This window comes from Acuticoccus sediminis, from assembly GCF_003258595.1.
Taxonomy (GTDB): domain Bacteria; phylum Pseudomonadota; class Alphaproteobacteria; order Rhizobiales; family Amorphaceae; genus Acuticoccus; species Acuticoccus sediminis.
Genome location: NZ_QHHQ01000008.1, coordinates 78,868 through 103,071, shown reverse-complemented (window position 1 = coordinate 103,071; position 24,204 = coordinate 78,868). Strand labels below are relative to the sequence as shown.

Annotated in this window: 14 protein-coding genes; 8 read left to right on the top strand and 6 right to left on the bottom strand. The window is 68.8% G+C overall.

The window, feature by feature from the left end:
* Window positions 1–62 precede the first annotated feature (62 nt).
* Window positions 63–4,247 (bottom strand): choice-of-anchor I family protein, encoded by a 4,185-nt coding sequence (locus DLJ53_RS28025; protein WP_111351521.1) that lies wholly within the window; start codon window positions 4,245–4,247, stop codon window positions 63–65.
* A 392-nt stretch (window positions 4,248–4,639) separates the two neighbouring features.
* On the opposite strand from DLJ53_RS28025, the gene proS reads away from it, so the two are divergent.
* From proS to DLJ53_RS28000, 5 genes are all read left to right on the top strand, one after another.
* Window positions 4,640–5,974, top strand: coding sequence for a proline--tRNA ligase (gene proS / locus DLJ53_RS28020; protein WP_111351519.1), 1,335 nt, complete (start codon window positions 4,640–4,642; stop codon window positions 5,972–5,974).
* Complete coding sequence (locus tag DLJ53_RS28015; RefSeq protein WP_211100693.1) at window positions 5,971–7,221, top strand: lipoprotein-releasing ABC transporter permease subunit; 1,251 nt, start codon at window positions 5,971–5,973, stop codon at window positions 7,219–7,221. The genes proS and DLJ53_RS28015 overlap by 4 nt, the downstream gene beginning before the upstream one ends.
* Complete coding sequence (locus DLJ53_RS28010) at window positions 7,221–7,898, top strand: ABC transporter ATP-binding protein (protein ID WP_111351518.1); 678 nt, start codon at window positions 7,221–7,223, stop codon at window positions 7,896–7,898. Before DLJ53_RS28015 ends, DLJ53_RS28010 begins: the two co-directional genes overlap by 1 nt.
* Before the next feature lie 250 nt (window positions 7,899–8,148).
* Entirely contained in the window at window positions 8,149–11,586 is a 3,438-nt protein-coding gene (gene dnaE, locus DLJ53_RS28005) for a DNA polymerase III subunit alpha (RefSeq protein WP_111351516.1), read from the top strand.
* Window positions 11,587–11,904: 318 nt separating this feature from the next.
* Complete coding sequence (locus DLJ53_RS28000) at window positions 11,905–15,039, top strand: efflux RND transporter permease subunit (RefSeq protein ID WP_111351515.1); 3,135 nt, start codon at window positions 11,905–11,907, stop codon at window positions 15,037–15,039.
* A 102-nt stretch (window positions 15,040–15,141) separates the two neighbouring features.
* On the opposite strand, the gene xylB is transcribed toward DLJ53_RS28000, so the two are convergent.
* From xylB to DLJ53_RS27980, 4 genes are all read right to left on the bottom strand, one after another.
* A complete protein-coding gene (gene xylB, locus DLJ53_RS27995; RefSeq protein WP_111351513.1) occupies window positions 15,142–16,581 on the bottom strand; it encodes a xylulokinase in 1,440 nt (479 codons plus the stop codon).
* 9 nt (window positions 16,582–16,590) lie between these two features.
* Window positions 16,591–17,343 (bottom strand): glycosyltransferase family 29 protein, encoded by a 753-nt coding sequence (locus DLJ53_RS27990; protein WP_111351512.1) that lies wholly within the window; start codon window positions 17,341–17,343, stop codon window positions 16,591–16,593.
* A gap of 6 nt (window positions 17,344–17,349) precedes the next feature.
* Complete coding sequence (gene pncB / locus DLJ53_RS27985; protein WP_111351510.1) at window positions 17,350–18,642, bottom strand: nicotinate phosphoribosyltransferase; 1,293 nt, start codon at window positions 18,640–18,642, stop codon at window positions 17,350–17,352.
* 177 nt (window positions 18,643–18,819) lie between these two features.
* On the bottom strand, window positions 18,820–20,058 hold the full coding sequence (locus DLJ53_RS27980) for a Zn-dependent hydrolase (RefSeq protein WP_111351509.1): 1,239 nt from the start codon (window positions 20,056–20,058) through the stop codon (window positions 18,820–18,822).
* A 247-nt stretch (window positions 20,059–20,305) separates the two neighbouring features.
* On the opposite strand from DLJ53_RS27980, the gene DLJ53_RS27975 reads away from it, so the two are divergent.
* Window positions 20,306–20,461: a DUF1127 domain-containing protein gene (locus DLJ53_RS27975; RefSeq protein WP_111351507.1), complete on the top strand. Its 156-nt coding sequence runs from the start codon at window positions 20,306–20,308 to the stop codon at window positions 20,459–20,461.
* Between the two features lie 270 nt (window positions 20,462–20,731).
* Here DLJ53_RS27975 and DLJ53_RS27970 read toward each other — a convergent pair whose 3' ends face one another.
* Window positions 20,732–21,346, bottom strand: coding sequence for a hypothetical protein (locus tag DLJ53_RS27970; RefSeq protein ID WP_226577407.1), 615 nt, complete (start codon window positions 21,344–21,346; stop codon window positions 20,732–20,734).
* A gap of 104 nt (window positions 21,347–21,450) precedes the next feature.
* Here DLJ53_RS27970 and trmFO point away from each other — a divergent pair, with 104 nt between their 5' ends.
* Both trmFO and DLJ53_RS27960 read left to right on the top strand, forming a co-directional pair.
* Window positions 21,451–22,845, top strand: coding sequence for a methylenetetrahydrofolate--tRNA-(uracil(54)-C(5))-methyltransferase (FADH(2)-oxidizing) TrmFO (trmFO, locus tag DLJ53_RS27965; RefSeq protein ID WP_111351504.1), 1,395 nt, complete (start codon window positions 21,451–21,453; stop codon window positions 22,843–22,845).
* Between the two features lie 169 nt (window positions 22,846–23,014).
* Window positions 23,015–24,190, top strand: a complete 1,176-nt coding sequence (locus tag DLJ53_RS27960; protein WP_162409628.1) for a sensor histidine kinase — start codon at window positions 23,015–23,017, stop codon at window positions 24,188–24,190.
* Window positions 24,191–24,204 lie beyond the last annotated feature (14 nt).

Genomic DNA, 24,204 nt, shown 5'->3' with positions numbered 1-24,204 from the left:
TCCGCAAACGAAAGCGGCGCCGGGAATGACCCGGCGCCGTCGCAGTCCGTGTTGACCAGCGGTCAGGAGATCGCGATCAGGGCGAAGTCGGACTCGGTCAGCGAGGTGGCGAGGAACCCGTCGGAGAAGCGCACCACCACGTCTCCGTCCGCATCGCGGATGGTATCGCCGGAGAACGAGAGCTCGTCGAAGTCGACCGGACCCGTGAGCGGGGCGAGAAGGTCGGTGCCCTGCTCGAAGTCGGCGATGATGAGGGCGCCCGCGCCGCTCTCGAACACGAAGGTGTCCGCGCCGGCGCCGCCGGTCGCCGTGTCGTTCCCGGCCCCGCCGACGATGAAGTCATCGCCGTCGTTGCCGAAGAGCTGGTCGTGCCCGTCGTCGCCGAACAGCGTATCGTTGCCATTGCCGCCGGAGAGCTGGTCCGCCTTCGCGCCGCCGGACAGGCTGTCGTCGCCGTCGCCGCCGAGCAGCGTGTCGAGGCCGTTGCCGCCGAGGAGCGTGTCGTCGCCATCCTGGCCCGCGACCAGGTCGTTGCCGCCGTTGCCCCCGGCGACGTCGTCGCCGGCATTGCCGACCACGGTGTCGTCACCGGCGCCGCCGCTCAGCTCGTCCCGCCCGTTGCCGCCGCGGATCACGTCGTCGCCGCCCTGCCCGAGAACGGTGTCCCGGCGGTCGTCGCCGAACAGCACGTCGTTGCCGCGTCGCCCCTCGAGCTCATCGCTGCCGCCGCCGCCGTGCAGCACGTTGTCGCCGTTGCCGCCGACGACGCGGTCCGCGCCGGCGCCGCCGTCGGCGATGCCGTCGACGATGACGATGACGTCGTCGCCGCCCATGCCGTTGACGGTGTCGGTGCCGGTCCCGCCGAAGAGGCGGTCGTCGGCGCGCGACCCGGTGATGATGTCGTCGCCGCCGAGGCCGTCCACCCGGCCGCCGTCGGCACGCGCCTGAAGCGTGTCGTCGCCGTCCGTCCCGACGACCACGCGCGGCAGGCCGATCGTGATGCGCGCCACGACCGGCTCATGGTCCGACGCGTAGTCGAGGAAGTCGTTGTTGACGTGGACGATGTCCGCCTCGGCCTGACCGGCGAGGTTGTTCGACACCAGGATGTGGTCGAGGACCTGGCTGTTGCCGTCGAAGACGTAGGTGTAGCGCTCGCCCTCGTCGACGCCGTCGATGAGGTTGGTCAGCACCTTGCCGCCCAGCGTGCCCTGGAGATCGTCGGCCACCTCGTCGGTGAACTCGAAGGTGTTGAGGTCGCCGTTGACGATGACGTTGGCGTCCGGATCGTCCGCGAGAAGCGCGTCCACCACCTCGTTGACGGTGAGCGCCTGCTGCTGGCGGGCGTCCTCGCCGGCCTGGATAAACTCCTGCGTGGCGCCGAAGATCGGCGTCGATCCGGAGCGCGAGGAGAAGTGATTGTTGATGACGGTGACCGTCTCGCCGTTGAAGGTGAAGACACCCATCAGCGGATCGCGCGCGCCCTCGAACGCGTCGGGGTTGGAGACGCCGTAGGCGGCGAGGACGTCGCTCTCCAGCGTGATCGCCCGCTGCAGCTCGACGCGGTCGGGGTTGTAGATGAAGGCGTTGCGGATGTTGCCGCCCGGAACGCCGCCGGTCTCCCCGTCCTCGTCGACCACGGCCGAGACGAACTCGTACCGCGGGCCGCCAGCCTCGGCGATGGCGTCGACGATCGCCTGCAGCGTCTCGTCCGCCGAGAGCGTGCCGTCGTCGGTGACGCCCGAGTCGTCCTGGATCTCCTGCAGGGCGACGATGTCGGGCGAGCCCATGTGGTCGACGATCTGCTGCGCGAGCTGTGCGATCTGGTCCGCGTCGCCGTCAGCCTCGTTCGCGGTCACGTTAAGGACGTTGTAGGTGGCGAAGAGGAGCTCGTTCTCGCCGCCCGCGAGCGCCGCCGTCTCGCGCGTGTTGGTGCTCTCCGCCTCGGCGACGACCGCCTCGGTCGCGAGGACCTCGAAGTTGCCGAAGGAGTAGGAGACGACGCCGAAGACATCCTGCAGCTCGGTGCCGACCTCGAAGGCGATGTCGCCGGGGGTCAGGCCGGAGTCTTCCTGGATCTGGATGCGCTCGGGGTTGAGGTCGCCGTAGCCGTCCGCGTCGGCATTGATGTTGATGCCGCCGCGGTCGTTGAGGCCCGGGGTGGAGCCGGCCCCGTCGTCGGTCAGGATCCAGGTCTCGCCGTAGGAATTCGTGGTGGAAATGACCGCCGGGTCGTCGAGCTGGACGTACATGCCCTCCAGCGACTCGTAGAAGTCGATGCCGTCGACGGCCGGTTCGAAGGTGCCCGGGTCGAGCGCCAGGTCCACCGGGGTCTCGCCGTCGGTGATGACGACCTCGGTGGGCGGCGTGCGGCCGGCGGCGCCGATCAACGTCGCCGCGGGGAGCGCGTTGCCGGAGGACAGAACCGTCACCTCGGGGGAGACGATCTCGGTGATGGTGAGGTTGGCGTCCTCCGGGTCGCCCGGCTGGTACTCGTCGACGGTGCCGGTAACGGTCGCCTCGTCGCCGACCGCGACGGCGGGCGCGGAGCCGGTGAAGACGAAGATGCCGTCGGAGGTGGCGTCGTTGCCGTCGCCGTCGACGTCCTGGAGGTAGAACCCGTTGGTGTCGACGGCGGTGACGATACCCGTCGTCTGGACCACGTCGCCGTCATAGGCCGAGAGATGGCCGGCGCCCTGGATGTCGTAGATCGCCAGCGCGGGTACGAACTCGTAGACGATTGTGGTGCCGGAGATCTCGTTGGCGACGGCGATCTGGGCGGCGCCGGTGCTGGAGTCCGCGGCGGAGATGAACGCGATGGTCTCCGGTCCGACGCGGGCCACGTCGTCGCCGGTCGCCTCGAACAGCGGCTCCAGGTAGGTCACGAACGAGGGCGCCATCGGGTCGGTCACGTTGTAGACCATCACGCCCGAGTCCCGCTCCAGGCCGATGAAGGCGTAGACCTCGCCGGAGATCTCGCCGACCGCGATCGCCTCCGGCTCGGGGCCCTTGGCGTCGGAACGGTTGTCGACCTCGTCACCGCCGGACGCCTCGATGGTGTCGCCGTCGTCGTTGTTGAAGCGCTCGCCGGCGAGATCGGCGACGATCCGCTCGAACGCGTCACCGGAGTCGAAGACGACGTTGCCTTCGGTGTCGAGGATCGAGAAGGAGCGCGAGCCGAAGGCGTGCAGGACGTCGATGTCGCCGTCACCGTCGGTGTCGCCGTCGACGGTGGAGACCGTGAGGCGCTCCAGGCCGGTGGTGTCCACGGAGGGGTCGATGGAGAGGCCCGGCACGTCGCCGTCGAGGATGTCGCCGACGCGCGCCTCGTCGCCGGGGAAGCCGTCGTCGGCGTCGCCGCGGCCGTCACCCTCGTTGGCGATGAAGAGGTAGGTCTCGCCGCCGATCTCGTGGGCGACGATGGCGTCCGGCATGCGCAGGCCGACGAGGTTGTCGTGGGTGCCGATGCCGATGGCGCCGTCGTCCTCGGGATCGAGGCCCGCGACGGAGTGGTCCTGCAGGCCGACGCTGACCACGCCGGTGATGGTCTTGCTCGCGAGGTCGACGACGGCGATGCCGTTGTTCTCCTGCAGCGTCACGTACGCGGTGGCGCCGTCGGGACTGATCGCGACGAACTCCGGCTCGGCGTCGCGGGCGACCGGGACACCCGGCGCGACGCGAAGGCCGGCCATCTCGAAGTCGGCGGTGGAGAAGGACGCGAAGTCGAGCACGGTGGAGACCGGGTTCGCCGCATCGGAGGTGTCGATCACCGCGATGGTGCCGAGCGGATTGTCGTCGGTGTCGCTGTCGGCGTTGAACTCCCCCTCGCCGGCGACGACGAGCGTGTTGCCGTCGTCGGTGAAGTGGATCGAATCCGGCAGGTTGCCGACGTCGGCGGTGGAGAGCAGCGCGCCGGTCCCGGCGTCGAAGAAGGCGACGAAGCCGGGCTGGCCGACGACGGTGCCGCCGTCGTCGAGGTTCGGCCGGGCGATGGCCGCGGCGACGACGCCGTTCCTGACGTCGACGGACTGCAGGCTCTCGTAGCCGGCGAGCGCGGTGAGGTCGAAGGAGGTCACCAGCGTCTCGGACTCGATGTCGTAGACGTCGATGGCGCCGATCGCGCCGTTGGTCACGTAGAGACGGCCGTCCTCGTGGGCCACGACCTCGGAGCCGCCCTCACCGACGGTGCTGTCGAGCTGTGCGACGATGGTGGCGACGAGCTCGCCGGTAGCGGTGGGGGCGTCTTCCATGTCAGTTTCCCTGGGCTTCGCGTGATGTCTGAATTGAAACGGTGGGGCGGACGGCCGCTCGGGCGTCGCGCGGGGTCGTCAGGGCTGTGGACAGCGGCGGGAGGCCGGGGGGCGGCGCATGTCGCTGCCGCATTCAGATCGCTGCTGATCCATGTTCCCTGCCCGCGCCTGCCGTCATTTTCGCCGTGCACGCCCAGCATGTGGGCACGGCGGGCTGCTTAACCGGGCTGTGTGACAACAGGATAAAATGGTCTTGAAGCAGACATTTTTCGGCGAAAAACCCCGGGATTCGGGTGTTTTTCGGCGCAATGCGGCGCTTGGTGCGGTGGGGTGCGATTGACCCGGCCGGGTGAAGCGGTCCAATAGCCCCCGACCCGATCAGCGAGCCAATCATGCGTCTTTCCCGGACTTTCCTGCCCCTTTTGAAAGAGACTCCCAAAGAGGCGGAGATCGTCTCGCACCGGCTGATGCTGCGGGCGGGCATGATCCGCCAGCAGTCGGCCGGTATCTACTCATGGCTGCCGGCGGGCATGCGGGTGCTGACGAACGTCGCCAACATCGTGCGTGAGGAGCAGAACCGCGCCGGCGCGCAGGAGATCCTGATGCCGACGATCCAGTCGGCGGACCTGTGGCGCGAGTCGGGCCGCTACGACGCCTACGGGGCGGAGATGCTGCGCATCACCGACCGGCACGAGCGCGACATGCTCTACGGCCCCACGAACGAGGAGATGGTGACGGACATCTTCCGCACCCACGTCCGCTCCTATCGCGCGATGCCGATGAACCTCTACCACATCCAGTGGAAGTTCCGGGACGAGGTGCGGCCCCGCTTCGGCGTGATGCGCGGGCGCGAGTTCCTGATGAAGGACGCCTACTCGTTCGACATCGACCAGGCCGCGGCCGAGCGGGCCTACCACCGCATGTTCGTCGCCTACCTGCGCACCTTCCGCCGGATGGGGCTGACGGCGATCCCGATGCGCGCCGACACCGGCCCCATCGGCGGCAACCTCAGCCACGAGTTCATCATCCTCGCCTCGACCGGCGAGAGCGCCGTGTTCTGCCACAAGGACATGCTCGACAAGCCGGTCCCGCCCGCCGACACCGACTTCATGGGCGACCTCGCCCCGATCGTCGACGACTGGACCTCGCTCTACGCGGCCACCGACGAGATGCACGACGAAGCGGCATTCGCGGCGATCCCCAAGGACAAGCGGGTCGAGGCGCGTGGCATCGAGATCGGCCACATCTTCTACTTCGGCACCAAGTACTCCGCACCGATGGGCGCCGTGGTCGCCGGACCCGACGGCACCGAGGTGCCGGTCCACATGGGCTCATACGGCGTCGGCGTCTCGCGTCTGGTGGGCGCGATCATCGAGGCCTCGCACGACGACGACGGGATCATATGGCCCGAGTCGGTGGCGCCGTGGCAGGTCGGCATCGTCCACATGCGCCCCGGTGACGCGGCGTGCGACGAGGTCGTCGACCGGCTGGAGCGCGGGCTCGAGGCATCGGGCCGCACCGTCCTCGTGGACGACACGGACCAGCGCCCGGGCGCCAAGTTCGCGGCGATGGACCTCATCGGCCTCCCCTGGCAGGTCATCGTCGGCCCGCGCGGCGTCGCCGCCGGCGAGGTCGAGCTGAAGAACCGCGCCACCGGCGAGCGCACGACGATGGGCGAGGCCGAGCTGATGAACCGCCTCGCGTCGACGGCGGGGGCCACCGCGTGACGCCCTTCGGCGCGCTCGAATGGTCCATCGCGCGGCGCTACCTGCGCGCGCGCCGGCGTGAACGCGCCATCTCGATCGTCTCGACGCTGTCGATCACCGGCATCGTCCTGGGGGTCGCGGCGCTCATCATCGTGATGAGCGTCATGAACGGGTTCCGCACGGAGCTGTTCAGCCGCATCCTCGGCATCTCCGGCCACGTCGTGGTCCAGGCGGCCGACGGGATGCCCGGCTATGAGGGCCTCGCCGAGAAGCTGGAGGCGATCCCGGGCGTGGACCGCGCCGTGCCCTACGTCCTCGGCCAAGCCTACGCGACCGGCAACGGCGGCGCGACGGGCATCCTTCTGCGCGGCGTCTCCCGCAAGGACATGGAGCGCACGCCCCTCCTCGACGAGCACATGGTCGCCGGCACGCTGAAGAACTTCGGCGAGGAGGAGAAGGGCATGGTCATCGGCGCCGGGCTCGCCCGCGCGCTGGGCGTCACCATCGGCGACAAGGTCACGGTGATGACCCAGGACGGCCCGGTGACGCCGTTCGGCCAGACGCCGCAGATCGACAACTTCCCCGTCATCGGCATCTTCGACGTCGGCATGAGCCAGGTGGACGGGACCATCGCCTACCTGCCGATCGCCGAGGCGCAGCTCTACCTCAACATGGACGACCAGGCGACCGGCATCGAGATCTTCTCGGACTCGCCGGACGACATGGACGGCCTCAAAGCCGCGATCGCGGAGACCGCCGACCGGCCCCTCTACCTCTCCGACTGGCGGCAGAACAACCGCGCCTACTACTCCGCGCTCACGGTGGAGCGGAACGTGATGTTCATCATCCTGACGCTCATCGTTCTGGTGGCGTCGATGAACGTCATCTCCTCCATGACGATGCTGGTGAACGAAAAGACGCCCGACATCGCCATCATGCGCACCATCGGCGCCTCGCGCGGGACGGTGCTGCGGGTCTTCCTGATGGTGGGGCTGACCATCGGCGTCGGCGGCACGCTCATCGGCCTCGGCCTCGGCACGCTGATCGCCGTGAACATCGAGAACATCCGTCAGGCGATCACGACGATCTTCAACATCCAGCTCTTCCCGCCGGAGCTCTACTACCTGACGCAGATCCCGTCCGACATCTCCTCCACGCAGACCACCATGGTCGTCGTCATCTCGCTGCTCCTGGCGCTGATCGCGACGATCCCGCCGGCGTGGAAGGCGGCCACCACGGACCCCGTCGAAGCGCTGAAGGCCGAGTGATGACGACCCCTCTCGTTCTGACCGACATCGTGCGCACGTTCTCGGACGGGTCCGAAGAGGTGCACGTCCTCACCGGCGCCAACCTCTCGCTGAACGCGGGCGAGCTCGTCGCGCTGGTCGCGCCGTCGGGCGCCGGCAAGTCGACGCTGCTGCAGATCGCGGGCCTCCTCGAGGGCGCGACCAGCGGCGTCGTCACCATTGACGGCGTCGAGGCGACGGGCCTGTCGGACAAGGAGCGGACGATGCTCCGCCGGGACCGGATCGGCTTCATCTACCAGTTCCACCACCTCCTGGGCGACTTCACCGCCCGCGAGAACGTCGCCCTGCCGCAGCGTCTGGCCGGGGCGTCGTACAAGGATGCCCTCGCCCGCGCGGACGAACTTCTCGACCGCCTGGGCCTCGCCCACCGGCGCACCCACCGGCCGGGCGAGATGTCCGGCGGCGAGCGCCAGCGCGTCGCCATCGCGCGCGCGGTGGCGAACAACCCGCGCGTCATCCTCGCCGACGAGCCGACCGGCAACCTCGACCAGGCGACGGCCGAGACTGTTCGCGACGCGTTCCTGTCGCTCAGCCGGGACACCGGCCTGTCCGCGCTGGTCGCGACCCACAACCAGGCCCTCGCGAGCCAGCTCGACCGCACGGTAACCCTGAAGGAAGGCCGAATCGTCGCGCTATAATTGACGCTATCTGTCGAATAAGTTTCTCGCGAATCACGCTTGATGTTCTCGGAACATTCTACTACGTTCCAATGAGAACAAAGAGAGGTCAGTGATGCAGCGGTTCTTTCTCGATTGTGGTGCGTTCGTTTCCTGTTCGGCCTTCGTCGTCGCCCTCATTCTGTGGATTGACGGAATGCAGGTCCCCCTCGTGTGATCCCATCGGACCGATCCGGCGCTAAGGTGAGCGCCGGTATCTGGGAGGCGCGTCATGTTCGTCCATCTGAGGGTCCACTCGGCCTACTCTCTCCTGGAAGGCGCGCTGCACCTCAAGAAGATCGTGTCGCTTGCAGCGGCGGACAATCAGCCCGCCGTCGCCGTCAGCGACACGGCCAATCTCTTCGGCGCATTGGAGTTTTCGGAAAAGGCGTATGGCGAGGGCGTGCAGCCCCTCATCGCCTGCACCGTCCCCATCCGCCTCGCCGAGCGGATCCAGGGTGGCCGGCGGATCACGCCCATCGCCCGCATGCCCCTGATCGCCACCTGCCCGGACAGCTTCGCCAACCTGCAGCGGCTGATCAGCCACGCCTACCTGAAGTCGGACGGCGAGACCGTCGCCGTCCCGGTCGACGGCCTCGCCCCCTACGCCGACGGCATCATCGCCCTCTCCGGCTGGACCGACGGTCCCGTCGGCAAGACGCTCGAGCTCGGCGAGACCGACGGCGCCGCCGCGCTGTTCGACGAACTTCGCGAAACGTTCGGAGATCGTTTCTATTGTGAGCTCCAGCGCCACGGGACGACGGCGGAGAACACGTTCGAGGCGTTCGCCGTGGGCCTCGCCTACGACAGGGGCGTTCCCCTCGTCGCCACCAACGAGGTCTACTTCGCCAAGCGCGACGACTACGAGGCGCACGACGCGCTGATCGCCATCGCCGAAGGCCGCCGCCTCGCCGACGACGACCGGCGGCGCCTGACGCCGGAACACTATTTCAAGACCCAGGGCGAGATGGAGGCCCTCTTCAGCGACCTCCCGGAGGCGATCGCCTCGACGGTCGAGATCGCCATGCGCTCCCACTTCCGGGTAAAGAAGTGCCCGCCGATGCTGCCGCGCTTCATCGCCGCCGAGCGCAAGGCCCAGGGCCTGCCGCCGGAGGACAAGACCGAGGAGCAGGAGCTGGAGGCCGAGGCCGAGCGGCTCACCCAGATGGCGAAAGACGGCCTAGAACGGCGCTTCGCCACGCGCGGCATGGCGCCCGGCGTCGACCGCGAGGCGTACGAGCACCGCCTGGAGCACGAGCTCGGCATCATCTGCCGGATGAAGTTCCCCGGCTACTTCCTCATCGTCGCCGACTTCATCCAGTGGGCGAAGGCGCACGACGTCGCCGTGGGGCCGGGCCGCGGCTCGGGCGCCGGCTCGCTCGTCGCCTACGCGCTGACGATCACCGACCTCGACCCGCTCCGCTTCGACCTCCTGTTCGAGCGCTTCCTCAACCCGGAACGCGTCTCGATGCCGGACTTCGACGTCGACTTCTGCCAGGAGAAGCGCGACCGGGTCATCCACTACGTCCAGGAGCGCTACGGCCCGGACCGGGTGGCGCAGATCATCACCTTCGGGACCCTCCAGGCCCGCGCCGTGGTGCGCGACGTCGGCCGCGTGCTCGACATGCCGTACGGCAAGGTCGACCAGCTCGCCAAGCTCGTCCCCTCCAACCCTGCCAACCCGATCACCCTCGGCCAGGCGCTGGAGCAGGAATCGAAGCTGCAGGAGGCGAAGGCGCAGGACGGCGAGATCGACCGCCTGCTGCAGATGGCGCTGAAGCTCGAGGGGCTCTACCGCCACGCCTCCACCCACGCCGCCGGCATCGTCATCGGCGACCGGCCGCTGGAGGAGATCGTCCCCCTCTACCGCGACCCGCGGTCCGACCTCCCCGTCACCCAGTACAACATGAAATGGGTGGAATCGGGCGGCCTGGTGAAGTTCGACTTCCTTGGCCTCAAGACGCTCACCACCATCGAGCGCGCAATCGCCCTGATCCCGGACGAGATCGACCTCGATACCCTGCCGCTGGACGACGGCCCCACCTACGAGCTGCTCGCGAGGGGCGAGACCGCCGGCGTTTTCCAGCTGGAAAGTCAGGGCATGAGGAAGGCGCTGGTCGGCATGAAGCCCGACCGGTTCGAGGACATCATCGCCATCGTGGCGCTCTACCGCCCGGGCCCGATGGACAACATCCCGAGCTACAACCGCCGCAAGCAGGGGCTGGAGGAGCCGGACTACCTCCACCCCAAGCTCGAGCCGATCCTGAAAGAGACCTACGGCATCATCATCTACCAGGAGCAGGTGATGCAGATCGCGCAGGTCCTGTCGGGCTACTCGCTCGGCGAAGCCGACCTGCTGCGCCGCGCCATGGGCAAGAAGATCGCCGCCGAAATGGCGGTGCAGCGCGACCGCTTCGTCGACGGCGCGGTGAAGGACGGCACCAGGGCGGCCGACGCGAACCGCATCTTCGACCTCGTCGCCAAGTTCGCGAACTACGGGTTCAACAAGTCCCACGCCGCCGCCTACGCCCTCGTCGCCTACCATACGGCCTACCTGAAGACGCACTACCCGTCGGAGTTCCTCGCCGCGTCGATGACCCTCGACATGGGCAACACCGACAAGCTCGCCGACTTCCGGGGCGAGGCGCAGCGCATGGGCATAAAGGTGCTGCCACCCTCCATCGAGAAGTCGAAGGGCGAGTTCTCGGTGGAGAAGGGTGATATCGTCTACGGCCTCGGCGCCATCAAGGGCGTCGGCTGGCCCCTCGTGCACCACATCGAGGAGACGCGCGCCAAGGCGCCGTACAAGGACCTCTCGGACTTCGCGAACCGCCTCGACCCGAAGGCCGCGCCCAAGCGCTCCATGGAGGCGCTCGTCGCGGCCGGCACCTTCGACGTCTGGGTGCCGGACCGGGGCAGCCTCTCGGCGGGTCTGGAACAGGTGCTGGGCGTTGCCAACCGCGTCGCCTCCGGCGCGGCGGTCGGCCAGAACGACTTCTTCGGCGCCAGCGCGGCGGAGGACATCCGCCTGCCCACCAATGCGGTCTGGACCCCGCACGAGCGGCTGAAGCGCGAGCTCGACGCCATCGGCTTCTACCTCTCCGCGCACCCGCTCGACGACTACCGCGAGGCGCTGGAGAAGGCCGGCGTGCCGCAGTGGCGCGACTTCCCGGCCGCCGTGCGCCGGGGAGAGGGGGCGAAGATCGCCGGCGTTGTCGTCTCACGGCAGGAGCGCCGCACCAAGAGCGGCAACCGGATGGGGATCCTCGCCCTCTCCGACCCGTCCGGCCAGTACGAGGCGATCGCCTTCTCCGACACGCTCGACGCGTACCGGGAGAAGCTCGAGCCGGGGAGCTGCGTCCTCCTTTCCGTGACCGCGCGGGAGGAGGAGGAAGGCATCTCGATCCGCATCGGCCACGTGGAGCCGCTGGAGAAGCTGGCCGCCAAGCAGTCGACGACGCTCACCGTCTTCCTCGACCGCGCCGACGTCATCACCTCGATCGAGCGGCTGATCGGTCATCAGGGGATGTGCACGGTGAAGCTAGTCGCCCTCACCCAGGGCGGCGGCCGCGAGGTGGAGATGGCCCTGCGGGAGCCGCGCGCCGTCTCGCGATCGGTCGCCAACGCCATCAAGTCGATACCCGGCGTGGTCGACGTCGCCTACGCCTGAGCACCCGGCTCCTCTGCATCCTACGCCGGGCCCCGCGCTGGCCGCGATAACGGGCGGCATCCGCTCGCGCCGTCGCGAGGGCCGGCGCGGCAGGGATCCCACACCTTCCGGCCGGATGGTGCGTCGCAACACTGAGATGCGCCGCCCCGGTAGGCCGCGCGGGGATCGGCTGCTATAAGCTCGCCTCAGGAAGTGTGGATCCTGCCCCCCTCCCCGGCGAATGCGACATTCAAGTTCTGGAGCCCGTTCGCGGAATGTGCTCTAGGGACCGATCGCTAAGCGTGCTGCTGCACGTTGCCGGGCTGCTAAAGGTCACTCATGGCACAGTTCTTCATTGATCGTCCCGTTTTTGCCTGGGTGATCTCGATCATCATCATGGGCGTCGGCATCCTCGCGATCATGACGCTGCCGGTCGCGCAGTACCCGCAGATCGCCCCGCCGTCGGTGCAGATCACAGCCACTTATCCCGGCGCGTCCGCCGAGACGGTCGCCAACACCGTCACCCAGGTCATCGAGCAGCAGATGACCGGTCTCGACGGCCTGCGCTACATCTCGTCGAACTCGACGTCGACGGGCCAGGCCGAGATCACCCTCACCTTCCGCACCGGCACCGACCCCGACATCGCGCAGGTGCAGGTGCAGAACCGCCTCAGTCAGGCGACACCGCTCCTACCCGAGACCGTGCAGCGCCAGGGCATTACGGTGGAGAAGTCGTCCGCCGGCTTCCTCATGGTGATCGCGCTCATCTCCGAAGACGGCGCGCTCGATCAGGTGGACCTGTCCGACTACCTGACGTCCAACATGGTCGACGAGATCAGCCGCATCCAGGGCGTCGGCAAGGTGCAGGTGTTCGGCTCGCAGTACGCGATGCGCATCTGGCTCGACCCGTCCAAGCTCGCCGCCTACGAGCTGTCGGCCGAGGCCGTGGTCAACGCCGTCGCGGCAGAGAACGCGCAGATCTCCGCCGGCGAGTTCGGCAGCCTCCCCGCGGTCGAGGGGCAGATGCTGAACGCGACGGTCACCGCCCAGTCGCTGCTGCAGACGCCGCAGGACTTCGAGCAGATCGTCGTGCGCGCCGAGACCGACGGCGGCCTCGTCCTCCTGCAGGACGTCGCCCGGGTGGAGATCGGCGCGGAGAGCTACCAGACCATCGCCCGCTACAACCGCCAGCCGGCGTCCGGCATGGCGATCCAGCTCGCGACCGGCGCCAACGCGCTCGACACCGCCGAGGCCGTCCGCGCACGGGTCGACGAGTTCGCCCAGTTCTTCCCCGAGGGCGTCTCCTACGTCGTCCCGTACGACACGACGCCGTTCGTCACGATCTCCATCGAGTCGGTGATCCACACCCTCTTCGAGGCGATCGTGCTCGTGTTCTTCGTGATGTTCCTGTTCCTGCAGAACTTCCGCGCGACCCTCATCCCGACGCTCGCGGTGCCGGTCGTTCTGCTCGGAACGTTCGGCGTGCTGGCGGCGGCAGGGTTCTCCATCAACACGCTGACGATGCTCGCCATGGTGCTGGCCATCGGCCTCCTCGTCGACGACGCGATCGTCGTGGTGGAGAACGTCGAGCGCATCATGGAGGAGGAAGGCCTCACCCCGCGCGAGGCGACACGCAAGTCCATGGGGCAGATCACGGGCGCCCTCATCGGCATCGCGATGGTGCTGTCGGCGGTGTTCGTGCCGATGGCCTTCTTCGGCGGCTCGACCGGCGTCATCTACAAGCAGTTCGCCGTCACCATCGTCTCGGCGATGGCGCTGTCGGTGGTCGTCGCATTGACGCTGACGCCGGCCCTCTGCGCCCAGCTCCTGAAGCAGCCCAAGCACGGCGCCGTGAAGCGCGGTCCGTTCGGCTGGTTCAACCGCGGCTTCAACGCCACGCAGAACGGCTACTCCAGGCTGGTCGGCGCGACCGCCGGGCGGCCGCTGCGGATGGGCATCATCTACCTCGCCCTCGCCGGGGGCATGGTCTACCTCTTCATCAACACGCCGACGGGCTTCCTGCCGGACGAAGACCAGGGGATCATGTTCACCCTCGTCCAGGCGCCGACCGGCGCCACGGCAGGGCGCACGCTCCAGACCATCAAGACGATCGAGGACTACTACCTCGACCACGAGCAGGACGACGTGAACTCCATCTTCACGGTGGTCGGCTTCTCGTTCGCGGGCGGTGGCCAGAACATGGGCATCGGCTTCGTCCGGCTGAAGGACTGGGACGAGCGGACCGAGCCGGGCCAGGCGGTGCAGGCGCTGGCGGGCCGGGCCTACGGCGCGCTCAGCCAGATCCAGGACGCGCTCGTCTTCCCGGTGGTGCCGCCGGCGGTGATCGAACTCGGCAACGTGTCGGGCTTCGACTTCTACCTCCAGGCCCGCGCAGGGCAGACGCACGAGCAGCTTCTCGAGGCGCGCAACCAGCTGCTCGGCGCCATGGCGGCGTCGCCGCTGATCGCGTCGGCACGCCCCAACGGCCTCGAGGACGCGGCGCAGTTCAACCTCGACATCAACTGGCGCGCCGCCGGTGCGATGGGCGTCACGGCCGCCGACGTCGGCGATCTCCTGCAGATCGCGTGGGCCGGGCAGTACGTGAACGACTTCCTCAACCAGGGCCGGATCAAGCGTGTCTATATCCAGGGCGAGCCGTCCGCGCGCTCCGCCCCCGAGGATCTGCGGCTGTGGCGCGTGTCGAACGCCGAAGGCGGCCTCGTGCCGTTCTCGAACTTCGCCACCGGCGGCTGGCGGTACGGCCCGCAGGGGCTTTACCGCTACAACGCGATCCCCTCGATGCAGATCCAGGGCACGCCCGCACCCGGCGTCACGACCGGTGAAGCGATCGCCGAGGTGGAGCGTCTCGCCGCCGACATTCCCGGCTTCCAGATCGCCTGGACGGGCCTGTCGCTGGAGGAGATCGAGTCCGGCTCGCAGGCGCCGCTCCTCTACGCGCTGTCCCTCGCGGCGGTGTTCCTGTCGCTGGCGGCGCTCTACGAGAGCTGGACCATCCCGTTCGCGGTGATGCTGGCGATGCCGATCGGCGTCCTCGGCGCGCTGGCGGGCGCGTGGCTCGGCTCCTTCGACAATGGCGTGTTCTTCCAGGTCGGCCTCCTCACCGTCATCGGCCTCACAGGCAAGAACGCGATCCTGATCGTGGAGTTCGCACGAGAAAGGATGGACGGCGGGGAAGATCCGGTGACAGCCGCGAGAGAGGCCGCGCGACAGCGCTTCCGCCCGATCATCATGACGTCGATGGCCTTCTCGCTGGGCGTCTTGCCGCTGGTGATCTCCACCGGCGCGGGCTCGGCGGGCCGCAACGCCATCGGCTCGGGCGTGCTGGGCGGCACGCTGTCGGCGACGATCCTCGGGGTGGTCTTCGTGCCGATCTTCTTCGTGGCGGTGCAGCGCCTCGTCGGCCTGTTCCGCCGCAAGCCGAAGACGGCAGCCAGCGCGGCGCCAGCCGAATAACCGCCGTCACGCCCCGGTCTTCGGCCGGGGCAGGTCACAACGAAGCGGGCCCGTTCTTGCCGAACGGGCCCGCTTTTTCGTTGCCGCAGGGTGCCTACCGCGTCAGCGGACGCCGCGCAGCGCGAGGTAGAGCGCCGAGAAGCGGTCGTGCGCGTCGGAGAAGGCGCGCTCCAGCTCCCGGTCGGGCTCGATGGTGTCGGCGATCGCCGGCGGCGTGGCGAGCTCGGCGCCGCCGCCCGTCGCCGCCATCTGGCCGAGCCGCGCCGCGCCGAAGGCCGCCCCGTAGTCGCCGGCGCCCGGCACGTCGATGGGAATGCCGAGCGCGGTCGCCATGATCTCCAGCCAGGCGCGCGAGCGGCTGCCGCCCCCGACCGCGATCGCACGCTCGACCCTCGTGCCGGCCGCCTCGAGCGCGTCACGGCAGTCGGCGACGGCAAAGGCGACGCCCTCCATCACCGCGCGGGTTGCGGCGACACGGTCGGTCTCGTGGCCGAGACCGACGAATGCACCGCGGATCCTGGCGTCGTTGTGGGGCGTGCGCTCGCCACCGAGGTAGGGAAGGAAGATCGTCTGCGACGGGGCCTTCAGCGGCCCGATGTCGACCGCGAGCGCCACCGGGTCCGCCCCGAGGAGTTGGCCGTGCCACGACAGCGCGTCGCTCGCGGCGAGGATCACGCCCATCTGGTGCCAGAGCCCCGGCAGCGCGTGGCAGAAGGTGTGAACCGACGTCTCCGGCGCGGGATTGTAGCCGGGCGACGGCGCGAAGAGCACGCCGGACGTGCCGAGCGACAGGAAGGCCTGCCCCTCCTCCACCACGCCCATGCCGACGGCCGCGCCCGCGTTGTCGCCCGCCCCGCCGGCGACCACCACGCCGGACGAGAAGCCGAAGCGCGTCGCGATGCTGTCCCGCAGCGTGCCGGAGACCTCCGAGCCCTCTACCAGGCGCGGCATCTGCGCGACGGTCATGTCGCACGCGCCGAGGAGTTCGGGGGACCAGGTCCGCTCGCCGGTGTCGAGCCAGCTCGTGCCGGCGGCATCGGACGGCTCGGAGACCGCCTCCCCCGTCAGCCACAGGCGCAGCATGTCCTTGGGAAGAAGGACCAAGGCGGTCTTGCCGAACACGTCCGGCTCGTTCGCCTTGACCCAGACGAGCTTGGGCGCGGTGAAGCCCGGAAAGACGATGTTGCCAGAAATCGAGCGGAACATCGGGATGGTGTCGAGCGCGCTCGCCTCGGCGCTGGAGCGGGTGTCGTTCCACAGGATCGCCGGTCGCAGCGGCTCGTGATCGGCGGCGAGCAGCGTCGCGCCGTGCATCTGCCCGGAGAGCCCGATCCCGCGCACCGCCGAGAGGGAGGTGGCCGCGCCGAGGCGGGTCAGGACCTCCTCGGCGGCGGCGATCCAATGGGCCGGGTCCTGCTCCGACCAGCCCGGATGGGGCCGCGACACCGAGAGCGGCGCCACGGCCTCTGCGACGACGGTCTGCGCATCGTCGATCACGACGCCTTTCAGCCCGGAGGTGCCGAGGTCCAGCCCCAAGTACATACGCTTCGCCTATGGTTCTCTGGTTGCGTGTGGTTCGGGAGGGCCCGCCCCGTCCGGCGCGCGCCATCCGTGGATGTGCTCCGGCCGCACCCGGCGGAGCGCGAAGTCGCGCTCCGCGTTCGGCGCATGCGGGCCGACCTTGGTACGCAGGTTATAGCTCGTCGGACTGTCCCAGAAGTCGAACCCGTAGAGGTGCAGCGTGCCGTCGCCGACGAGACGGGAGAAGAGGTCGATGCCCATGGCGCCGGTGGACGGCCGCGCGCCGAGCTCCGCCTCGAGCGCCTCGCGCCAGGCGGCGGGGTAGTAGCTCATCCGGCGGGCGAGCCAGCGTGGCAGCCGCCGCCGGTCGGCGACGCTCATGAAGAGCGTGTGCCCGGGCTTGTGCTTCAGCAGGTGCTCGTCGACCGCCAGCGTGATCGCCATGCGCCGCCCGGCGAGGAGGAGGATGTCGGTGCGCGATCCGATGGTGCCGAGCTGCTCGGCGACATGCGCGCCGCGATTGATGCGCACGATCACGTCGTGATCGTCGATGCCCCGCGGCGGATCGTCGAGCAGGCTCGTCGCATTGCCGATCAGGGCGACGCTGCGCCCGGCGACCAGCGGCCCGACCACCGCCGCAGCGTCCTTCGCGCCGGGTCCGAGGGCAGGCGGTGTCGTGCCGAGCGAGCGCCACCAGCCGTCGCGCAGCGCCTGCAGCCAGTCCTCGCCCGCCAGCACGAGCTTGGCGCGGAAGGAGGGATCGACCCGGTACTCAGGGGTCATAGGCGGCTACACCGTAACGGGGATCGGCGTCTGCGCACCCACACCGAACACGCGCTTGTAGCGGGCGATCTCGTCCTCGGGCCCGGTCGCCTTCTCCGGATTGTCGGAGAGCTTCACCGTGGGACGGCCGTTGGCCGACACCGCCTTGCAGACGAGGCTGAACGGCTTCAGCGCGTCGTTGGGGACCAGACCGCGGAAATCGTTCGTGAGAAGCGTCCCCCAGCCGAACGAGACGCGGGCACGGTCGGTGAACCGCCGCTGCAGGTCGAGCATGGTCTCCACGTCGAGCGCGTCGGAGAAGATGATGCGCTTCTGGGTCGGGTCCTCGCCGCGCGCCTTCCACCAGGCGATGGCGGTCTCGGCCGCCGTGGCTGGATCGCCGGAATCGACGCGCACGCCCGTCCACCCGGCGAGCCAGTCCGGCGCGTGCTCGAGGAAGCCCTTGGTGCCGAAGGTGTCCGGCAGGATGATCCTGAGGTTGCCGACGTGCTCCTCGTGCCAGTCGGCGAGGACCTGGTAGGGCGCCTGGGCCAGTTCCTCGTCGCTGTCGGCGAGCGCGGCGTAGACCATCGGCAGCTCGTGGGCGTTGGTGCCGATCGCCTCCACCTCGCGGCGCTGCGCGATCAGGCAGTTCGACGTGCCGGTGAAGCTCTCCCCCAGCCCCTCGATCATCGCCTGCACGCACCAGTCCTGCCACAGGAAGGAGTGGCGCCGGCGGGTGCCGAAGTCGGCGATCTGGATCTCCGGGACGGTGCGCAGGCGCTCCACCTTCTCCCAGAGCTTGGTCATCGCGCGGGCGTAGAGGATCTCTATCTCGAACCGGCCCATCTGGTTGAGCACCGCGCGCGAGCGCAGCTCCATCAGGACGGCGAGCGCGGGAATCTCCCACAGCATCACCTCCGGCCACGCCCCCTCGAAGGTCAGCCGGTACTGGCCGTCGCGCTTCTCCAGGGTGTAGGGCGGCAGCCGCAGCTCCTCGAACCAGGCCATGAACTCCGGCGAGAACATCTGCCGCTTGCCGTAGAAGGTGTTGCCACGGAGCCAGGTGGACTCGCCGCGCGACAGGCTGAGCGAGCGGATATGGTCGAGCTGCTCGCGCAGCTCGCCCTCGTCGACGAGGTCGGCGAGACGGATGTCGCGGGACCGGTTGATGAGCTGGAAGGTGACCCGCGTGTTCGGCTTGTTGCGATGGACCGACTGGCACATCAGAAGCTTGTAGAAATCGGTATCGATGAGCGAGCGGACGATCGGGTCGATCTTCCACTTATGGTTCCAGACACGCGTCGCGATATCGACCAAGACGTCCTCCGATGCAGCACCCTGCTCGCGGGTTACGCAAATTCTGCGCGTGTTGCATAGCAGATGGGCCGGGAAAATGCCGCCCCTGAGTTCAATGTGTTGCGCATTGTGACACGGCCCCGCAGTCACCCCCCGGCAGTACGCGCCGATCCCGTTCGCGGGAGAATTCGGCGCCGCTCACTCCGCAGCGAGCCGGGTCAGGGCCTTCAGGAATACAGCTGCCCCTTTTTCAATCGACTCCCACGCGGTGAACTCTCCCGGCGCGTGACTTATTCCGCCTTCGCTGGGGACGAACAGCAGTGCGGAGGGGCATAGTCTCGCCATCATCTGGGCGTCATGGCCGGCGCCCGAGGGCATCGACACCGGATCGAAGCCGAGGCTGCCCGCCGCCGCGAGGAGGGACTGCTGCAGCGCCGGGTCGAGGGCGACCGGGTCGAGCCAGCTGCGCGTCCCGGAGGTGAACGCCAGACCGTGGCGGGCGGAGGCCTCGGCGAGCAGCGTCTCGAGCGCGCCGATCATCATCGCCATCGCGCCATGGTCGACGTCGCGCACGATCACGGTGAAGTCGGCGCGGCCGGGTATGGTGTGGGGCTGGTTCGGCGTCAGCTCGACGAAGCCCACCGTGAGGCGAGCCTCGTCCGTGCCGACGTCGCGGGCTATGCCGGGGACCGCCGCCACAACCTCGGCGAGGCCCACCAGCGCATCGCGGCGCATGTCCATCGGGGTCGTGCCGGAGTGGTTGGCCGCGCCGACGAGCGACGCCGCGAGCACCGCGCAGCCGGAGATCCCGGTCGCGACGCCGATGTCCTTCCCGGCCGCCTCCAGCACCGGCCCCTGCTCGATATGAAGCTCCAGGAAGGCGTGGACGTCGGCAGGGTCCCTTGCCGCCTCCCCGGCGAGGCCGGGGTCGAGCCCGACGGCACGCATCGCCTCCGTGAGCGGGACGCCGGCCGCGTCGACCGCCGCGTCCAGCCACCCCGGCGGCACCGCGCCGGCGATCGACTGGCTCCCCAGCATGCCGCCGAAGCGGCCCTCCTCGTCGGCGGTGGCGAGCACCTCGATGGGGCGGCGGAGCGCCAGCCCGGCCTCCCGGATCGCGCGCACGCACTCCAGCGCCACCGCGACGCCGAGCGCGCCGTCGAGCGGGCCGCCCGCAGGCACGGTATCGAGGTGCGAGCCGACGACCACCGCCGGCCCCGGCGGGCCGACGCGGCCGTAGACGTTGCCGACGCTGTCCATCCGCACGTCGAGACCGTCGGCCGCCATCGTCTCCATGAACCAGCGGCGCACGGCCATGTCGGCGTCCGAGAAGGCGCGCCGGTCGTAGCCGCCCGATCCCGGGTCGAAGCCGAAGCCGTTGATACCGCCGAGAAGAGCGGCCAACCGGTCGGAGTTGATCCGTGCCTGCGTGGGCATCTCCGTCTCCCGAGGCTGAGGCATCCGCGCAACAGCCTAGGGGCAGGACGGGCCCCGACGGAACCCGGCATCGCCCACCCCGGCCGGCGAAGGCCCTCGCGCTGCGGCCGTTTCCTCAATCTTGCACGAAGCCGACCTCAGGGCCGGACGAGAGACAACGCAGCCATGTCCCGGTGGGCGGTCACGTTGCCAGCACGCTCGACTATATCGGGATCGTTGGTAGCAGTTGAATGAAAGCGTTAGAGAGATGATGCAGCGCATGCGTCGCGCCGTGAACGGCTGGATGGAATATCGCCGCACGGTTGATCAGTTGTCCCGCCTGCCGGATCGGCAGCTCATGGACATCGGTGTGTTCCGGGATGAGATTCCGTCGCTCGCTCGTGGTGGCCATGGCCGCCGCTGATCGCGGAATACATACGATTACGATGACCGCGAAACGCGTCGGGATCCTGGTGGTCCGGCGCGTTTTTGCATTTTGGGCACCTCGCGGACCGGTGCCCGCAGATTTCAATGTCGACATAAGATCGTTTGCTGCACTGCGATATGCATAGCCGCGCATAGCTGCGTTCCCGGCCTGCGGGAGCTCTCCGGCGAGGGCGCACGCCGCGGAATGTCGTGGAACCGGAGGCCCGGGCACCGACGGTGCCCGGCGGATGCAGTCGCGGGTGGACGATCAGCCCGACGGGGAGCGCGCGAACCACTCGTCGAGCGGCATCACGTCCGGAAGCGCACCGTTGCGGTAGGGCCAGGAATCGACGGCCCATGACCCCGTCTTGCCGATGAGCACCGCCGTCGCGTGCGGGTAGCGCCCGTCCAGGAAGTAGCCGCGCGCAACGGGACGGCCGACATGGTGATGGCGCAGCAGCCCCGCCTCCTGCGCGACGAGCAGGTAGCTCGTGGTGTTGGTCGCCTCGTCGATGCAGTCCATCTGGCCGGCCTCGCCGGCGTTGAAGAGGTCGAGACCGCCGATGTCGTCGCCCGAGCCGACGGTCGGCGCCACCCGCTTCTCGGCCCACGCGATCATCCGGCGCACGCCCTCGCGCTCCTGCGCGGCATCGCCGTTGCCGATCAGCCTTCGCATCTTTGCAAAGTCGGCGGGGGTGAAGTGATACGCCGTCTTAAGATTGCAGCCGAAGCCGTGGCAGACCACGACACGCCCGGATTCGCGCGGGGCGATGGCGCCTCGCGCCGTGTACCACGCGTCCGGCTTGCCGTTGCTGAGGTCGGCGCAGCCGGCCAGCAGCGGGAGCGCGAACGCCAGGATCATGGGGCGAAAGTGATGACGCACGCAGTCCTCCTGGCACCTCAATAGGGGCAAGGCCGCCCCGTGTCTCTCCGTCACGGGTGACGATCCACAATCTCGCCTTGAAGGTGAGCGGTCCGATCGCCACAATGTGCGCCATGGCAGACATTGACGTGATTGGCGGCGGCCTGGCCGGATCGGAAGCAGCTTGGCAACTCGCCGAGGCGGGTCTGTCCGTGCGCCTGTTCGAGATGCGCCCGACCCGCATGACCCCGGCCCACAAGACCGACTCGCTCGCCGAGCTCGTCTGCTCGAACTCGTTCCGATCGGACGATGCGGCGAGCAACGCCGTCGGCCTCCTCCATGCGGAGCTGCGCGACCTCGGCTCGATCATCATGCGCTCGGCCGATGCGCACCAGGTCCCGGCGGGCGGCGCCCTCGCGGTCGACCGGGACGGCTTCTCCGCCGCCGTCGCCGCCGCGATCGAGGGGCACCCCAACATCACCATCGTGCGCGAGGAGCTGACCGCTCTGCCGGGCGGTCCGGCGATCATCGCGACCGGCCCCCTCACCTCCGACGCGCTTTCGGCTGCGATCGCCCGGGAGACCGGGGCCGAGCACTTGGCCTTCTTCGACGCCATCGCCCCCATCGTCTACCGCGAATCGGTCGACATGGACGTCGCGTGGTTCCAGTCGCGCTACGACAAGGCCGGCCCCGGCGGGACGGGCGCCGACTACCTGAACTGTCCCATGAACCGGGAAGAGTACGAGCGGTTCATCGACGCCCTCCTCGCCGCCGACCGCGTCGACTTTCACGAGTTCGAGGACACCCCCTACTTCGACGGCTGCCTGCCGATCGAGGTGATGGCCGAGCGCGGGCGCGAGACGCTGCGGCACGGACCGATGAAGCCGATCGGCCTCACCAATCCCCACAATCCCCAGGTGAAGGCCTACGCCATCGTCCAGCTCCGGCAGGACAACGCGCTCGGCACGCTCTTCAACATGGTCGGCTTCCAGACCAAGCTGCGCTACGGCGCGCAGGCGGAGATCTTCCGCCTCATCCCGGCTCTGGAGAACGCCGAGTTCGCGCGCCTCGGCGGCCTGCACCGCAATACCTACATCGACTCGCCGCGCCTTCTCGATGCCACCCTTCGCCTCAAGAGTGCGCCGAACCTGCGCTTTGCAGGCCAGATTTCCGGCTGCGAGGGCTACGTCGAGGCGTCGTCCACCGGGCTCATGGCCGGCCGGTTCGCCGCGGCCGAACTGACCGGCCGCGCGGCGCGGACCCCGCCGCCGACGACCGCGATGGGCGCCCTTCTCGCCCACATCACCGGCGGCCACCTGTCACACGACGAGGGCGGGCCGCGGTCCTATCAGCCGATGAACGTCAACTTCGGCCTCTTCCCGCCCGTCACCCCGATCGCTACTGGGCGAAAAGGCCGCGGGCAGAAGAAGGCGGGCCGCAAGGCGGCCTACACAGAGCGGGCGCGGGCCGATTTCTCCGCCTGGCTGGCCGAGGATCCGGTTGCTGAGCCGGCAGAGTAATTCCGGCCGTTCACACCTTGTTAAGCCCTTATGCGTCTGGTGGTTGTCTGAAACGTCGCAAACAGCTGGTTGACGCCTTCGCTTTGATTGCAAGACACTGTATAAATGATCGGTCACCCTCCCGAGGCGCGCGATCCGCGGCGGCCGATGAACGGAACAGAGTATGCGCATGGCCGTGACGGATCCGTCAGTTCACTACAGGGACATCGTCAATTCGATGATGTCGGCCATGCTCGTTCTGGACGGCGAGCTCGTGGTCCAGTTCGCGAACCTGGCCTATTATCAGCTTTTCGGGGGCACCGAGTCCGAGACGCTCGGCCACTCGATCTTCAACGTCCATTCGGAGATCTGGAACCAGCCCGCGCTGCGTCCGCTCCTCGAATCGGTGATCCCGCACGACGTCGACGTTCGCGGCTTCAAGCTCGAGCAAACCTTCCCCGTCATCGGTGCGCGCGTCCTCAACGTGTCGGCCCGCCGCGTCACCCGCGCCGGCGCCCCGACTGACCAGATGCTCGTCAAGATCGAGGACGTGACAAACGCCGAGATGGCCGCCCGCGCCGCCGACGAGAGCGTCGAGAAGACGCACGCGATGATGACCGAGGTCCATCACCGCGTGAAGAACAACATCGCCTCCATCCTGTCGATGCTGCGGATCGAGAGCCGCCAGCTCGAGGACGAGGCCGGCCGCGACGTGCTGCAGCGCATCGCGCTGCGCGTGGAGTCCATGGGCTCGCTCTACGAGCTCCTCGCGATCCACGACAACACCGGCATCGTGCGCCTGCGTCCCTACTTCGAGAGGGTCTGCCACTCCATCGAGCAGATGGCGACGTCCGAGCACACCGGCTGGTCCATCGAAGTGCGGGGCGACGACCTTCCCGTCTCGATCGACGACGCGATCGCGCTCGGCGCCGTGGTCAACGAGCTGGTGGCGAACGCCGCGAAGTACGCCTTCAACGGGCGTCAGGACATCGGCTCCATCCGCGTGCTGATGCAGGACCGGGCGGACGAGATCCACATCACCGTGACCGACAACGGCAACGGCTTCGACAAGGACCACGTCGATCCGAAGTCGACCGGCCTCGGCATGCGCCTCGTGGACATGTACCTCGCTTCGCTGGAGGGAACGATCGAGCGCGAGAGCGGGCACATGGGCACGTCCTGCTTCATCCGCGTGCCGAACCGCACCCGAGCCAACGACCTCGCCTCCAGCGGCACCCTGAGCGCCGCCCCGAAGGAGATTCGCAAGCCCGCGATCGTGCGCGGCGGTGACCGCTCCGCCAACGGCGCGTCGCACCCGCACAAGCGCCACTCCGAGGCCGGAGCAGCGGCCCCCGCGGCGGAGTAATCGGCCCCACTTCC

What these genes read in the sequence shown, in the direction of transcription:
- trmFO (WP_111351504.1), top strand. Translation starts at nt 21,451, where the DNA reads ATGTGCGCCATGGCAGACATTGACGTGATTGGCGGCGGCCTGGCCGGA.
- DLJ53_RS28010 (WP_111351518.1), top strand. Translation starts at nt 7,221, where the DNA reads ATGACGACCCCTCTCGTTCTGACCGACATCGTGCGCACGTTCTCGGAC.
- proS (WP_111351519.1), top strand. Translation starts at nt 4,640, where the DNA reads ATGCGTCTTTCCCGGACTTTCCTGCCCCTTTTGAAAGAGACTCCCAAA.
- DLJ53_RS28025 (WP_111351521.1), bottom strand. Translation starts at nt 4,247, where the DNA reads ATGGAAGACGCCCCCACCGCTACCGGCGAGCTCGTCGCCACCATCGTC.
- DLJ53_RS27975 (WP_111351507.1), top strand. Translation starts at nt 20,306, where the DNA reads ATGATGCAGCGCATGCGTCGCGCCGTGAACGGCTGGATGGAATATCGC.
- DLJ53_RS27980 (WP_111351509.1), bottom strand. Translation starts at nt 20,058, where the DNA reads ATGCCCACGCAGGCACGGATCAACTCCGACCGGTTGGCCGCTCTTCTC.
- DLJ53_RS27990 (WP_111351512.1), bottom strand. Translation starts at nt 17,343, where the DNA reads ATGACCCCTGAGTACCGGGTCGATCCCTCCTTCCGCGCCAAGCTCGTG.
- DLJ53_RS27960 (WP_162409628.1), top strand. Translation starts at nt 23,015, where the DNA reads ATGGCCGTGACGGATCCGTCAGTTCACTACAGGGACATCGTCAATTCG.
- dnaE (WP_111351516.1), top strand. Translation starts at nt 8,149, where the DNA reads ATGTTCGTCCATCTGAGGGTCCACTCGGCCTACTCTCTCCTGGAAGGC.
- DLJ53_RS28000 (WP_111351515.1), top strand. Translation starts at nt 11,905, where the DNA reads ATGGCACAGTTCTTCATTGATCGTCCCGTTTTTGCCTGGGTGATCTCG.
- xylB (WP_111351513.1), bottom strand. Translation starts at nt 16,581, where the DNA reads ATGTACTTGGGGCTGGACCTCGGCACCTCCGGGCTGAAAGGCGTCGTG.